This window comes from Rhodococcus sp. T2V, assembly GCF_029269925.1.
In the GTDB taxonomy this organism is placed as follows: domain Bacteria; phylum Actinomycetota; class Actinomycetes; order Mycobacteriales; family Mycobacteriaceae; genus Rhodococcus_F; species Rhodococcus_F koreensis.
In genome coordinates, this window is record NZ_JARJBD010000157.1 from 1 (window position 1) to 13,202 (window position 13,202).

Genomic DNA, 13,202 nt, shown 5'->3' on the forward strand with positions numbered 1-13,202 from the left:
CCTGACGATTACGCAGGTCGGCGAGCTTTCCCGCCGTCGTGTGAATATCGGGCGTACTCGCCGACTCCGCCGCGCTCGGCTCCTGAACAGTGGTCATGACAGGTCAGCTTAACGAGCGCCGGCGAGCTTCTGCCAAGGGAGGTGGTCAGGCGGCGGGTTGCCCGGACCCGGCTACTGACCAGTACCTTTTCCTGCTGGTCCTAGGCTGTGGTGATGTGGACCGACCTGAACCGACCCCCTCTCAACGCCGACAATCTGCGGGCGGCACTCGTCCGCGGTGACGACGACAGCGACACCCGCAAGTTCTGGTCTCGGCTCGACGTGGTGCAGGAGACCGGGTCCACCAATGCGGACCTTCTCGCGCGCGCCGCGACGTCGGACTGCGACCGGCACGTGCTGCTCGCCGAATTCCAGGGCAGCGGCCGGGGCCGCCACTCCCGCGCCTGGGTGAGCCCGCCGCAGGCGCAGATCGCCGTCTCGGCGTTGCTGACGATGCCGGGGATGAGCCTCCAGGACATGGGGTGGCTGCCGCTGCTGACCGGCGTCGCCGTCGTCGATGCGCTGCGCGCCACCGCCAAGGTGCCCGCGGAACTGAAGTGGCCCAACGATGTGCTCATCGACGGACGCAAGGTCGCCGGGATCCTCGCCGAGGTGTCCGCCACGGCACCGGATCCGGCGGTCGTCGTGGGGATCGGACTCAACGTGAGCCTCACGAGAGACGAACTGCCCGTCGAGCACGCGACGTCGCTCGTCCTCGAGGGCGCCGAGGTCAGTGACCGCGACACCCTGGTGCGGGCGGTGCTGCGCGCCATCGCCGATCGCTGGCGGCAGTGGCACGACTCGAACTGGGACGTCACGGAACTCGCCGCGGCCTACCGTGAGCGCTGCGGCACGCTCGGCCAGCGGGTGCGCGCCGAACTGCCCGGCGGGCGTGAACTGATCGGCATCGCAACGGACGTCGACGCGGAGGGCCGGGTCGTGATCGCCCCCGACGGACAGCCCGGCACGGTCGCCGTCGCCGCAGGTGACATCACACATTTACGCCCGGTGCGCACCGAGTAGTGCCACACTGTGGTACATGAGTACCTCAATTCCGGAGTCCTCCGTCACCGCAGCCCGGCGCACGTTGACCGGCCTCACGGTGGTGCTCGGTCTGCTCACCCTGGGCCTGGGCATCGCCGTGCTCGTGTGGCCGCACGTGACACTCACGGTGCTGGCCGTCCTGATCGCCATCCAGTTCTTCGGATTCGGGATCGTCCAGATCATCCGGGCGTTCGCCGACGTCGAGGCCAGTGGAGGCGCACGCACCCTCGTGGGCGTATCCGGCGCCCTGGCAATACTTCTCGCGTTCCTCGTGCTGAGGAGCCCGCTCCAGACCGTCGTCATCATCGCGCTCGTCGTAGGTGCGTGGTGGGTGTTCCGGGGTGTCCTCGAAATCGTCGAGGGTGCCTCCGGGTCGGTCGCGAATCGCGGTCTCACGATCGTGCTCGGAGTGATCAGCGTGGTCGCCGGGGCCTTCGTGCTCCTGCAGCCCGAACTGTCGCTCGAGGTGTTCGTGATCGTGGTCGGAGTGTGGATGGTGCTGTACGGCATCATCATCGTGATCACCCCGATCGTGCTCAGCCGCATGCGGTAGAGGCACACTCGTCGCATGGGATATCCGGAGGACGCGCTCGCCGAGGACGAGGAACTACTGCTTCACCGCCATCCGCACTGGAAGATGTTGCTGCTCCCCGCCGTCACCTTTCTGCTGGCGACGGCGGTCGCGGGTTTCGCGTCGGGCTTCGCCGAGAACAAGCTGGACGGCTCCGCACTGACCGTCGTGCTCGTCCTCGTCCTCGTGCTGTGGCTGGGACTCGTCGTATGGCGCTGCGTCGCGCCGTTTCTCAGCTGGAAGTTCACCCACTTCATCGTCACCGACCGACGCGTCCTCATCCGCCAGGGTGTGATGACGCACACGGGGATCGACATTCCGATGGGGCGCATCAGCAACGTGCAGTTCCGGCACGGCCTCCTCGACAGGATGCTCCGCACCGGAACGCTGGTCATCGTGTCGTCCTCCGACGACCCGCTGGAATTCGACGACATCCCCGACGTTCAGCGCGTCCACTCGCTGCTCTACCACCAAGTGTTCGACGCGATGGATCTCCACCGCGAACGGGAGCGGGAAGACCCGCACGGTGACGCCGACACCGGCAAAGGCTGGTAACCGGTCACGGCCGTCTCCGCACCTCCGTACGCTGTGGAGGTGACTGCTGTATTGCTTGCCGAAGATGACGAAGCCATCGCCGCCCCGCTGTCGCGGGCACTGGGCCGGGAAGGGTACGACGTCACCATCGAGCAAACCGGCCCGGCAGCGCTGGAGCAGGCGCTGGACGGGGCCTACGATCTGCTGATCCTGGACCTCGGACTACCGGGGATGGACGGGCTCGAGGTGTGCAGGCAAGTGCGTGCCCACAGTTCGGAACTGGCGGTGCTCATGCTCACCGCGCGCACCGACGAGGTCGACTTCGTCGTCGGACTCGACGCCGGAGCCGACGACTACGTGGGGAAGCCGTTCCGGTTGGCGGAGTTGATGGCCCGGGTGCGTGCCCTGCTGCGCCGTCGCGGCGGCGGCGAGGATTCGGTCGTCGAGGTCGGGGGAATCCGGCTCGAGCCGGCGGCCCGCCGGGTGCTCGTGAACGGAACCGAGATCGCCCTCGCCAACAAGGAGTACGAGCTTCTGCGGGTGCTGCTCGAGCACGCGGGACAGGTGGTGTCGCGCGACACGATCCTCGCGGAAGTGTGGGGCGACGTGGAACTGCGCGGCTCGAAGACCCTCGACATGCACATGTCGTGGCTTCGCCGGAAGATCGGTGACGAGGGCCCCGCCGCCGAACGTCGCATCGCGACGGTCCGCGGCGTCGGTTTCCGCATCAACACCGACTAGGCGGGCCAGTGCGCCGCAGAATTCTCCAGTCGATCCTCGCAGTCGTGATCCTGACGGCGCTGCTGCTCGGTGTGCCGCTGATCTACACGGCCTGGTTGTGGGTCGAGGACTTCAATCGGAGTGACCTGCAGGTCCGGCTGGATCGGATGGCGACGGAGATCATCACCCAGGAGGGCATCAACGGCGTCGTCGAGGGCGACCTCGACACGAACTCTCTGCGACTGCTGACACCCGCCGGGGGCCGACTCGTCGTGGTGTATCCGACCACCGACGACGGCGCCGCGCGCGTCGACATCGGCGAAGCGTCCGTGCAGTCGCCCCTGGTGGAGTCTCTCGCGATGGGCACGTCCGGTTCGCTCCGCCTCGAGGTGCCGTCCGACGAGATGCGTACCCAGCAACGCCAGGCCGTCGGTGCCGTCGCGCTGCTGGTACTCGTGTCCATCGCCGCAGGCACCGTCGTGGCCTACGTCACGGCGAAGCGGCTCGCCGATCCGCTACGGGACGTCGCGAACCGGGCGGCCCGGCTCGCGGAGGGCGACTTCCGGCCGGACGTGCGACGACACGGCATCCCCGAACTCGACCGCGTCTCCGACGTTCTCGACTCGGCGACCGTCGAGATCGCGGGACGGTTGCAGCGCGAACACGCACTCGTCGCCGACGTCTCCCACCAACTCCGCAGCCGACTCACGGCCGTCCGCCTCCGGCTCGACGAGCTGTCCGTGCACCCGGATCCGGCCGTCGTCGTCGAGGCCGACGAGGCCATGGCGCAGGTGGACCGGCTGACCGTCGCGATCGACGAACTGGTCCGTTCCTCCCGCAGCAGCGGCACGGAGACCCAGGTGTCGGTCATCCGGGAGCTCAGTGTGGTCATCGCGGACTGGAAACGGCCGTTCGAGGACGCCGACCGCGAGTTGCTGCTGCGCGGAGACACGAACGTGATGGCGTCGACCACCGGCTCCCGGCTCCGTGAGGCCGTGGCGGTCCTCGTCGACAACGCGCTCATGCACGGTTCGGGGACGTGCACCGTCTCGGTGCGGCTGATCCAGGGACAGAATCAGAGGGCGCCGGGCAAGGAACTGTCGCCGCGCGAGGCGATGGTGTGCGTGGAGGTGTCGGACGAGGGTGTCGGCGTCAGCAACGACCTCGCGCCGCACATCTTCGACCGCGGTTTCTCGGGGGCCGGTTCGACCGGTGTGGGCCTGGCGCTGGCCCGCGCGCTCATCGAGGCGGACGGCGGCCGGCTGGAACTTCAGCGGCGCCGCCCGGCCCTGTTCGCGATCTTCGTTCCCATCGCCCGGGAACACGTGCCGACGCGGGTCACCGGGACCCGGGAACCGCGCTGATGCTCAGGGTTGGCCGATTTCTTCCTCGGCGGTCTCGTCGACGAGGTCCGGATCGATGAGATGCACGTTCTCGTCGGGGAAGGCGAACCGGCGGAGGGCCCAGAAGCGGAACACCATCTGCAGCAGGTTTCCGATGATGTAGTTGAGCACGAAGTCGACGATCACCAGCGTGGTCAGGTTGTCCTGCGTCTCGCGGATGTCGAACACATTGTTGGCGATCCACAGGGGCGCGGCGGCGAGGAGGACGCCGATTCCGCTGATCGTGAAGAACAGCAGGGCCTCGTGGTGGCGTTCCCGTCCGCCGCGGTTCTTGAACGACCATTCGCGGTTGAGAATGTAACTGAGGACCGTCGCGAGAATTCCGGACAGAACCTTGGCGACCACCGGCTTCTCTTCGAGGATCGTGAGGCTCAGCGAATAGAAGATCGCGAGGTCGAAGATCATGGTGGTGCCGCCCACAATCGCGAACTTGATCAGTTCGTGATGGCGCAACGCGAGAGCCCGGAAAGGCTGGGGAACGCGTGCAAGGACGCCGTCGACAAATGACACAACGGATGAGTTTACGAAAGTCGGACCGGTTACCACCAATTGGCGGCGAGATCATCAGGAGAATCACAGAAACCGCCGACCGGCCACCTCGGCGGCGGAACCCGGCACGGGACGTGACAAACTAGTGACCCGTGACCGGCAACTCTGACTCCACACCGCGTCCCACGACACCCCGCGATCTGACGGCCGGGCAACCCGTCGTGACGATGATCGGTGGCGGCCAACTCGCGCGGATGACCCACCAGGCTGCAATCGCGCTCGGCCAGACACTGCGGGTGCTCTCCGGCACCGCCGACGAACCCGCAGCGCAGGTGAGCCCCGACGTCGTCCTCGGGAGCCACACCGACCTCGACGCGCTCCGCAGGGCCGCGGTCGGGTCGCACGCGCTGACGTTCGACCACGAGCACGTGCCCACCGAGCACCTCGACGTCCTGGTCGCCGAGGGTGTCAACGTGCAGCCGCCGCCGACGGCGCTCATCTACGCGCAGGACAAACTCGCGATGCGCCGCAAGCTCGGCGAACTCGGCGCACCGGTCCCGGCGTTCGCCGAGGTGACCTGGGCCGAGGACGTCGTCAAGTTCGGCGCCGAACACGGCTGGCCCGTCGTCATCAAAGCCGTCCGCGGCGGATACGACGGTCGCGGCGTGTGGATCACCGGCGATTCCGACGAGGCCGAGCGCATCGTCACCCAGCAACTCGACAAGGGTGTCTCCCTCCTGGTCGAGGAGAAGGTCGAGATGCGGCGTGAGCTGTCCGCGATGGTGGCGCGGTCACCGTTCGGCCAGGGCGCCACGTGGCCGGTCGTGGAGACCGTGCAACGCCACGGACAGTGCGCCGTGGTCCTCGCCCCCGCCCCCGCGCTGCCCGACGCGGTCGCCGAGGCCGCCGAGGAACTGGCGCTCCGCATCGCATCCGAGCTCGGTGTCGTCGGCGCCATGGCCGTCGAACTGTTCGAGACCACCGACGGCACGCTCGTCGTCAACGAACTCGCGATGCGCCCGCACAACTCCGGCCACTGGACCATGGACGGTGCCCGCACCTCACAGTTCGAGCAGCACCTGCGCGCCGTCCTCGACTACCCGCTCGGCGACACCGCACCCCTCGCACCGATCACGGTGATGGCCAACGTGCTCGGCGCGCCGACCGCGCCCGAGATGAGCATGGACGAACGCGTCCACCACCTCTTCGCGCGGATGCCCGACGCGAAGATCCACCTGTACGGCAAGGGGGAACGTGAGGACCGGAAGATCGGTCACGTGAACATCGTCGGCGGACCCGGCTCGATCGACGACCCCGAGTACGTGGCACGGGTCCGTGAGCGGGCCGAACGCGCCGCGCACTGGCTCTCGCACGCTGAATGGACCGACGGATGGGATGAACACGGTGAGTGACACGGCAGCACGGCAGGGCGCACAGGTCGGGCTCATCATGGGCAGCGACTCCGACTGGCCCACCATGGAGGCCGCCGCAGAGGCGCTCGCCGAATTCGGGGTGCGCTTCGAGGTCGGTGTTGTCTCCGCACACCGCACACCGCAGCGCATGCTCGACTACGCGAAGGACGCCGCCGGCCGCGGCATCCAGGTGATCATCGCCGGCGCAGGTGGCGCCGCCCACCTGCCGGGCATGGTCGCGTCGGCCACCCCGCTGCCCGTCATCGGTGTGCCCGTCCCGCTGAAGTACCTCGACGGCATGGACTCGCTGCTCTCGATCGTGCAGATGCCGGCAGGCGTCCCCGTCGCGACCGTGTCCATCGGCGGCGCACGCAACGCCGGCCTGCTCGCCGTCCGCATCCTCGGCGCCGCCGACCCCGCCCTGCAGCAGCAGATGGTCGCATTCCAGGACGGGCTCGAGAAGATGGTCCTGGGCAAGGACCAGGCACTCCGCGACAAGCTGCTGGGCTGACGTCGCACTCAGCCGCCACTCTTCGCTCTGTCAGGGCCGAAACAGCCCTCGACGGGCAACGAGTGGCGGCTGTGTTCATTCCTGACGCCGACGGTCTCTTCTGAACACGTCGGGCTCACTGTGGAATTCGCGACCGTCGACCTCGACGACGATCCGTGCGCGTTAGTCGACGACATCACCCACGTACGGACCGATCGGCAGGTTGGGTGCGAGTGCGAATCCGCGAAGCGCCTATCCTGCGCACATGAAACGTAGCCGCGGGGTGCCGATGATCCGGGCTTCGCGGGGGAATCCCCAGTCGGCGGCGATCACTCGGCTGGCGTTGGCGTATGCCGGGCTGTTGGGTGCGCGCATCGCGTTCGACGACGAGTTCGGCCTCTTCGTGTGCAGCGGGATGCGCGGTGGGTACGCGCGAGGTGGGACGACGATCGGCGGTGCGTTTCTCACCGGCCGGGAACCGGCGAGACCGCTCCTGCGACACGAAGCGGTCCACGCCGACCAGTGGGCGACTTACGGGTGGACGTTCGCGCTGCGGTACCTGTTCGAGGAGTCGAGGCGCCGCGGCGTCCGGAACAGGTTCGAGATCGCTGCGGGCCTCGCGGACGGCGGTTACCGGGACAGCTGACGGGTGATCTTCTCGGTGTCCACGCGCCGCGCCTGAGCGGCGGTGTCGGCGTTGGCGACCTGCACCAGTGACGCGCCGGCCGCGAACACCGCCACCAGACCGTCGATCAGGGCGTCGGGGGAGTCCCATGCCTCGACGGACAGCACCCGGTCGGTGCCGGTGATGCCGTGCGACTCGGCGGACGCCACGGCCGCGGCGAGAACGTCGTCGACGCTCTTGCCTGCCAGCGCGGGTCCGGCGACCGTCGGCCGGAACTGGTCGCCGTGAACGCGTACCGAGGTGGCGTAGTCGGTGATGCCGACGGGAAGGTCGGGAACGGGGCGGCCGAACGCGTCCAGCGACAGCGCCGCGACCTCCGGGACGTCCTCGACGTCGCCCAGGCGCGCAGCGGAGGCGAGGGCGATCTCGGCGTCCGCGTCGGGTTCGAGGACGACCTCGGCGCCGGCCCACCAGACGCCGAGGAGGACCGCGGCGGTCTGCCAGTGCGCGGGCAGGAGCACTGTGACGCGGGCGCCGGGTTCGACGGCGAATTCGTCGCGCAGCAGGTTGGCGGTCTTCGCCGCCCAGTTGGCGAGGGTGAGGGCCGAGAGTTCGACCCGTTCGCCCGTCGCGTCGTCGTAGAACGTGACGCGCGGTCCGGCCGGGTCGTTCTTCAGGATGGGGTCGAGCAGGGCGTCGGTCAGCGTGCGGGACGCATGGTTCATGGGCACAGTCCGTCTCTCGTTTTCTAGTTCACACAACGCGGGCCCGACGAGCCGGCATCGATGGGCGGGCCGGGCGGTGCCGGGGTGGGGGTCGTTCCTGCCGTGGAGACGGGTTCGAGGCCCGTCTCCGAGGACTCGGACGACGAGGTGGTGCTGATGGTCTCCGCGGACGTCGGCCCCTGGTAGTCACCGGCCAGCACCACCCGGACCGAGCCTTCCGGCAGGGTCGAATCGGTGTCGGTGGGGAGCCCGCCGAGTGCGGCCGCGACCGCCTTGGCGCTGTCGTCGTCCGCGGAATGCGCGAAAACGGTGGTCTTGCTCACCGCTTTGCCCGTGTAGTTGCCGATCTCACCCTGTCCGTAGCCGAGGGACGTCAGGGCGTCGGCCACACCGTTCGCGAGGCCACCGACGTCGCTCGCGTTCGCGACGTCGACGGTGACGGTCGACGCGTCGATGTCGGGTGTCGCGGACTTGGTGGTGGTGTCCTCCGAGTCGGTGGGCTCCTCGCCGACGAGACCGGCCACGTACTTCTTCACGTCCTTCGGCTTGACCTCGACGATGGACTCGCCGTAGTCGGTCATGCCGTTGAGATCTGCGACCGGAATGGTCTCGAACTGCACCTTGCCGCCGGCGAGGTCCTGCAGCTGGGTGGCGAATTCGATGATGTCCCAGTCGTCGTCGAGCACGACCGAGCGCTGCACCGCGCCGCTGAGTTCGGTCAGCTTGCCCGGGTCGCTGAGAGTCTTCGCGGACAGCACCTTGCCGACGAGCGAGGCCATGAACACCTGCTGGCGCACGATGCGGTCGAGGTCGCCGCGGGGGAGGTCGTGGCGCTGGCGGACGAAGCTCAGTGCGTCCGCGCCCCTCAGCGTCTGCTCCCCGGCGGGGAAGTGGGCGCCCGACATGTCCTCGTCCACCGGTTCGTTGAGGCAGACGTCGACACCGCCGACCGCGTTGGTGAGGAGGACGAATCCGAGCAGCCCGACCTCGGCGTAGTGGTCGACGGTGATGCCGGTGAGGTCTGCGACCGATTGGATGAGCGCCTCGCGGCCTGCCTTCGTCGACTCCTCCTCGGCCTCCTTGTCGGTGGCTCCGTCCTCGACGAGTTTCAGCCGCTCGGTTTCCTTGGTGGCGCCGTAGGCGGCGTTGATCTTCGACATGCCGATCCCGGGCACGTCGACGTACGAGTCGCGGGGGATCGAGATGGCGGTGGCGGAACTGCCGTCGTTCGGCACGCGGATGAGGACGATGGTGTCGGTGTTGGACGCCACCTCCTCGCCGGCCCGCAGCGAGTCGAGTTCCTCCTGGGACAGCGGGTTGCCGTGTGCGTCGGTGCGGCTGTCGGTGCCGACCATGAGGATGTCGACGGCGCCGTCGGCGCTTCCGCCGAGTCCGAGACCGCCCGCGGTTGCCAGATTGTTGCGCAGCGAGTCGATGCTCCGCCACGCGAATCCCGTCACGACGAGTGCGAGCACCGACAGCACCGCGACAGCGATGTGAATCGGCCGCCGAGCGGTGCTCGGGGGTGCGTCTGGTGCGGGTTGCTCGTGTGACACGGAAACCAGGCTACTGGTCGACGCGGCTGGAGCAGGGAGGCGTGGATCGGCGTGCCAGACTGGGCGCCGTGACGAACATCCTTGTGACCGGCGCCCGGGGACAGCTGGGTGGGCACCTTCTCCGACGAGCCGAGGCCTCCGGGATTCCGGCCCGGGGAGTGGGTTCGGACGAGCTCGACATCACCGACCGCGACGCGGTGCTCGCCCAGGTCGAAGCCGGTTCGGTGGTGATCAACTGCGCCGCGTACACCGCGGTCGACGCTGCGGAGTCGGACGAGGACACCGCGCGGGCGGTGAACGAGGACGGTCCCGCGAACCTGGCGGCGGCGTGCGCCCGGGTGGGTGCCCGGCTGATCCACGTCTCCACCGACTACGTGTTCGCCGGGGACGGCGACACGCCGTACGAGGTGGACGCCCCGACCGGTCCCGCGACGGTGTACGGACGCACCAAACTCGCCGGCGAGCGTGCCGTCCACGCTGCCCTTCCGTCCGCGCACGTCGTGCGCACCGCCTGGGTGTACAGCGGGGTGGGTTCCGACTTCGTCTCCACCATGCGCCGCCTCGAGCGTGAACGTGACACGGTCGACGTCGTGGACGATCAGGTGGGATCGCCCACATTCGCCGGCGACCTGGCCGATGCGCTGCTCGAACTGGCCGGTCGCGGCGACATCGGAGCGCCGGTGCTGCACGCCACCAACTCGGGCCGGGCGAGTTGGTTCGACCTCGCGCGGGCGGTCTTCGAGGAGGCAGGTGCGGACCCGCAGCGCGTGCACCCGTGCACGAGTGCCCAGTTCGTGCGCCCCGCCCCGCGACCGGCGTTCTCGGTGCTGTCCGGCCGCGCGTGGGCCGACGCCGGGCTGACCCCGTTGCGGCCGTGGCGGGAGGCGTTGCGCGCTGCTCTGCATGCCGCGGTGTGAGGGGGACCCCCTTTCAACGGCTACGCTTGCCCGCGTGAGTTCGAAGCTGGCCGTGGTGACGGTGACCTATTCGCCTGGTGAGCATCTGGAGCAATTCCTGGGCACTCTCGCCGAGGCGACGAAAGAAGATCCGCAGGTCGTGATGGCCGACAACGGTTCGACGGACGGCGCCCCCGAGGCCGCGGACGCGGCGCACGAGCACGTGCGCCTGCTGCGCACCGGCGGGAACATCGGCTACGGCGGTGCCATCAACAGGGCTGTGGCGGAGATCGACGAGGACATCGAGTTCGTCGTCATCGCGAATCCGGATGTTCGCTGGGCGCCCGGATCGATCGACGTTCTCCTCGCGGCCGCCGAGCGCTGGCCGCGTGCGGGGGCGCTCGGACCTCTCGTTCTGGAACCCGACGGAAGCGTCTACCCGTCGGCGCGTCAGGTCCCCGACCTCGTGTCGGGAGCCGGGCATGCGGTGCTGGGCACGGTATGGCCGTCCAACCCGTGGACTGCCGGTTACCGCCAGGAGAACGAGTCCGTCAGCGAGCGGTCCGTCGGCTGGTTGTCCGGTTCGTGCCTGCTGATGCGTCGCGTCGCCTTCGACTCGATCAACGGCTTCGATTCGCGGTACTTCATGTACATGGAGGACGTCGACCTCGGCGACCGCCTGGGCAAGGCCGGGTGGCTCAACGTGTACGTGCCCTCCGCCGAGGTCACCCACGCGAAGGGGCACGCCGCGGGCAAGCATCCGGAACTGATGCTGCCCGCTCACCATCAGAGCGCGTACCGGTTCCAGGCCGATCGTCATCCCCACTGGTGGCAGGCGCCACTGCGGTGGGCACTTCGGGGAGGATTGGCAGTGCGGTCGAAGATCGCCGTGGCTGCCGCAGTCCGGGAACGACGCAGAAACCAGAACGAGGGGGGAACGACTCATGGCAATTGAGAAGACGACCGATGCAGTGGTGCTGGTCGGCGGTCAGGGGACGAGGCTTCGCCCGCTGACCCTGTCGGCGCCCAAGCCGATGCTGCCGACGGCGGGTCTGCCGTTCCTCCAGCATCTGCTGGCGCGGATCGAGGCGGCGGGGATCAAGCACGTCGTACTCGGCACGTCCTTCAAGGCGGAGGTCTTCGAGGAGTATTTCGGGGACGGTTCCAAGCTGGGGCTCGAGATCGATTACGTCACCGAGACGGAACCGCTCGGCACCGGTGGCGGCATCCGCAACGTTCTGCCGAAGCTGCGCGGCGACCATGCGATGGTCTTCAACGGTGACGTCCTCGGCGGCACCGATCTGGGGGCGATCCTCGACACTCACCGGACCCGCGAGGCCGACGTCACCCTGCACCTCGTGCGGGTGGGGGATCCGCGGGCGTTCGGCTGTGTGCCCACCGACGCGGACGGCCGGGTCACCGCGTTCCTCGAGAAGACGCAGGATCCGCCGACCGACCAGATCAACGCCGGCTGCTACGTGTTCAAGCGGGAGATCATCGAACGGATCCCCGAGGGTCGCCCGGTGTCGGTGGAGCGTGAGGTGTTCCCGTCGCTGCTGGCCGAGGATGCCCGCGTCTACGGGCACGTGGACTCGTCGTACTGGCGCGACATGGGCACTCCCGAGGACTTCGTGCGCGGGTCCGCGGACCTGGTGCGCGGCATCGCTCCGTCGCCTGCGCTCGACGGGCCGCGCGGCGAATCGCTCGTCCACCCCGGGGCGGGTGTCGCGCCGGGCGCGCTGCTGATCGGCGGAACCGTCGTCGGCCGCGGCGCCGAGGTGGGTGCGGGCGCACGACTCGACGGTGCGGTGCTGTTCGACGGCGCCGTCGTCGAGGCCGGTGCGACCGTCGAACGGTCCATCATCGGATTCGGTGCTCGCATCGGGCCGCGGGCGCTCGTGCGAGACGCGGTGATCGGTGACGGAGCCGACGTCGGCGCCCGGTGCGAACTGCTGCGCGGGGCCCGGGTGTGGCCGGGTGTGACGCTGCCCGACGGCGGGGTGCGGTTCAGCACGGACGTGTGAGATGTGAGAGGTGAAGCGCCCCTAGCGCAGTCCGGCGAGGTGCACGAGGTGGTCGATCGTGGACTTCTCCGCGTTCGGCGGCAGTGCGTCCACCGGCCACCATCGCAGATCCGTCGATTCGGAGCTTCGCACGATGTGGGCGCCTGCACGCGCGCGGACGAGGAACCGGAGATCCAGGTGCCGGGTGGGTTGTCCGAGTGAGCACGTGATCGGGTGGGTGTGCGCCGACAGCAGTTCGGGGTCGATCCTGAGGTCGGGAATCCCCGATTCCTCGCGCGCCTCCCGCAGTGCGGCATCGACGACGGTGTCGTCGGAAGGCTCACAGTGCCCACCCAATTGGATCCACCGGCCGACCCGGGGATGCAGGGTGAGCAGCACATGGCACCCTCCCTCGTCCAGGACGAGGGAGGAGGCCGTGATGTGTCCGGGCGCGTACTCACGCAGGCACCCGAGTGGTGCCGATGCGAGGAACGCAAGCATGGTGTGCCGCAACGATTCGTCGTTCTCGTCGAGCGTCTTCCAGCCCTCGAGCGCGGCGGTCGCGGTGCGGTGCAGTGATTCGGCGCTCATGGCGTGTGGGTCATTTCTCAATGAGGGCGTCGCCGGGGTCGGTGGGCCGGCGGGGTGTGAGTGGTTCGAGGGGGTAGCCGACGGCGATCGCGCCGAGCGGCTGC

15 protein-coding genes are annotated in these 13,202 nt (G+C 68.7%); 11 read left to right on the top strand and 4 right to left on the bottom strand.

What is annotated here, in order from left to right; all coding sequences use genetic code 11:
• Positions 1–213: 213 nt before the first annotated feature.
• Genes P3H15_RS50915 through P3H15_RS50935 form a run of 5 tightly spaced genes read left to right on the top strand, consistent with a single transcriptional unit; the run spans position 214 to position 4,272 of the window.
• Positions 214–1,062, top strand: a complete 849-nt coding sequence (locus tag P3H15_RS50915; RefSeq protein WP_095861066.1) for a biotin--[acetyl-CoA-carboxylase] ligase — start codon at positions 214–216, stop codon at positions 1,060–1,062.
• Positions 1,063–1,078: 16 nt separating this feature from the next.
• The gene (locus tag P3H15_RS50920) at positions 1,079–1,636 is read left to right on the top strand and encodes an HdeD family acid-resistance protein (protein ID WP_072951218.1); all 558 of its coding nucleotides are present in this window, start codon (positions 1,079–1,081) and stop codon (positions 1,634–1,636) included.
• Positions 1,637–1,651: 15 nt separating this feature from the next.
• Positions 1,652–2,209 carry a PH domain-containing protein gene (locus P3H15_RS50925; protein WP_276144308.1) on the top strand — a complete coding sequence of 186 codons (558 nt, stop codon included), beginning with the start codon at positions 1,652–1,654 and terminating at the stop codon, positions 2,207–2,209.
• A gap of 39 nt (positions 2,210–2,248) precedes the next feature.
• Entirely contained in the window at positions 2,249–2,929 is a 681-nt protein-coding gene (locus P3H15_RS50930; protein WP_025432276.1) for a response regulator transcription factor, read from the top strand.
• A gap of 8 nt (positions 2,930–2,937) precedes the next feature.
• Positions 2,938–4,272 (top strand): HAMP domain-containing sensor histidine kinase, encoded by a 1,335-nt coding sequence (locus tag P3H15_RS50935; RefSeq protein ID WP_276144309.1) that lies wholly within the window; start codon positions 2,938–2,940, stop codon positions 4,270–4,272.
• Positions 4,273–4,275: 3 nt separating this feature from the next.
• On the opposite strand, the gene P3H15_RS50940 is transcribed toward P3H15_RS50935, so the two are convergent.
• On the bottom strand, positions 4,276–4,821 hold the full coding sequence (locus tag P3H15_RS50940; RefSeq protein ID WP_276144310.1) for a GtrA family protein: 546 nt from the start codon (positions 4,819–4,821) through the stop codon (positions 4,276–4,278).
• A 131-nt stretch (positions 4,822–4,952) separates the two neighbouring features.
• On the opposite strand from P3H15_RS50940, the gene P3H15_RS50945 reads away from it, so the two are divergent.
• The 3 genes from P3H15_RS50945 to P3H15_RS50955 all read left to right on the top strand — a co-directional run bounded on the left by P3H15_RS50945 (position 4,953) and on the right by P3H15_RS50955 (position 7,348).
• Complete coding sequence (locus tag P3H15_RS50945; protein ID WP_072951210.1) at positions 4,953–6,212, top strand: 5-(carboxyamino)imidazole ribonucleotide synthase; 1,260 nt, start codon at positions 4,953–4,955, stop codon at positions 6,210–6,212.
• Positions 6,196–6,723 (top strand): 5-(carboxyamino)imidazole ribonucleotide mutase, encoded by a 528-nt coding sequence (gene purE / locus P3H15_RS50950; protein ID WP_072951207.1) that lies wholly within the window; start codon positions 6,196–6,198, stop codon positions 6,721–6,723. Before P3H15_RS50945 ends, purE begins: the two co-directional genes overlap by 17 nt.
• Positions 6,724–6,967: 244 nt before the next feature.
• Entirely contained in the window at positions 6,968–7,348 is a 381-nt protein-coding gene (locus P3H15_RS50955; protein WP_276144311.1) for a hypothetical protein, read from the top strand.
• On the opposite strand, the gene P3H15_RS50960 is transcribed toward P3H15_RS50955, so the two are convergent.
• A complete protein-coding gene (locus tag P3H15_RS50960) occupies positions 7,333–8,052 on the bottom strand; it encodes a TIGR03089 family protein (RefSeq protein WP_276144312.1) in 720 nt (239 codons plus the stop codon). The two genes, P3H15_RS50955 and P3H15_RS50960, sit on opposite strands and share 16 nt — an antisense overlap.
• A gap of 23 nt (positions 8,053–8,075) precedes the next feature.
• On the bottom strand, positions 8,076–9,548 hold the full coding sequence (locus P3H15_RS50965) for an LCP family protein (protein WP_276144317.1): 1,473 nt from the start codon (positions 9,546–9,548) through the stop codon (positions 8,076–8,078).
• Between the two features lie 128 nt (positions 9,549–9,676).
• Here P3H15_RS50965 and rfbD point away from each other — a divergent pair, with 128 nt between their 5' ends.
• From rfbD to P3H15_RS50980, 3 genes are read left to right on the top strand one after another with little or no spacing between them, the layout of a single operon-like run.
• Entirely contained in the window at positions 9,677–10,525 is an 849-nt protein-coding gene (rfbD, locus tag P3H15_RS50970; protein ID WP_276144313.1) for a dTDP-4-dehydrorhamnose reductase, read from the top strand.
• 34 nt (positions 10,526–10,559) lie between these two features.
• The gene (locus tag P3H15_RS50975) at positions 10,560–11,459 is read left to right on the top strand and encodes a glycosyltransferase family 2 protein (protein WP_276144314.1); all 900 of its coding nucleotides are present in this window, start codon (positions 10,560–10,562) and stop codon (positions 11,457–11,459) included.
• Entirely contained in the window at positions 11,449–12,528 is a 1,080-nt protein-coding gene (locus tag P3H15_RS50980; RefSeq protein ID WP_276144315.1) for an NDP-sugar synthase, read from the top strand. The genes P3H15_RS50975 and P3H15_RS50980 overlap by 11 nt, the downstream gene beginning before the upstream one ends.
• 21 nt (positions 12,529–12,549) lie before the next feature.
• Here the strand turns inward: P3H15_RS50980 and P3H15_RS50985 are convergent, their stop codons facing one another.
• Positions 12,550–13,098: an NUDIX hydrolase gene (locus P3H15_RS50985; protein ID WP_276144316.1), complete on the bottom strand. Its 549-nt coding sequence runs from the start codon at positions 13,096–13,098 to the stop codon at positions 12,550–12,552.
• Positions 13,099–13,202 lie beyond the last annotated feature (104 nt).

What these genes read in the sequence shown, in the direction of transcription:
- P3H15_RS50915 (WP_095861066.1), top strand. Translation starts at nt 214, where the DNA reads ATGTGGACCGACCTGAACCGACCCCCTCTCAACGCCGACAATCTGCGG.
- P3H15_RS50920 (WP_072951218.1), top strand. Translation starts at nt 1,079, where the DNA reads ATGAGTACCTCAATTCCGGAGTCCTCCGTCACCGCAGCCCGGCGCACG.
- P3H15_RS50925 (WP_276144308.1), top strand. Translation starts at nt 1,652, where the DNA reads ATGGGATATCCGGAGGACGCGCTCGCCGAGGACGAGGAACTACTGCTT.
- purE (WP_072951207.1), top strand. Translation starts at nt 6,196, where the DNA reads ATGAACACGGTGAGTGACACGGCAGCACGGCAGGGCGCACAGGTCGGG.
- P3H15_RS50955 (WP_276144311.1), top strand. Translation starts at nt 6,968, where the DNA reads ATGAAACGTAGCCGCGGGGTGCCGATGATCCGGGCTTCGCGGGGGAAT.
- P3H15_RS50960 (WP_276144312.1), bottom strand. Translation starts at nt 8,052, where the DNA reads ATGAACCATGCGTCCCGCACGCTGACCGACGCCCTGCTCGACCCCATC.
- P3H15_RS50980 (WP_276144315.1), top strand. Translation starts at nt 11,449, where the DNA reads ATGGCAATTGAGAAGACGACCGATGCAGTGGTGCTGGTCGGCGGTCAG.
- P3H15_RS50985 (WP_276144316.1), bottom strand. Translation starts at nt 13,098, where the DNA reads ATGAGCGCCGAATCACTGCACCGCACCGCGACCGCCGCGCTCGAGGGC.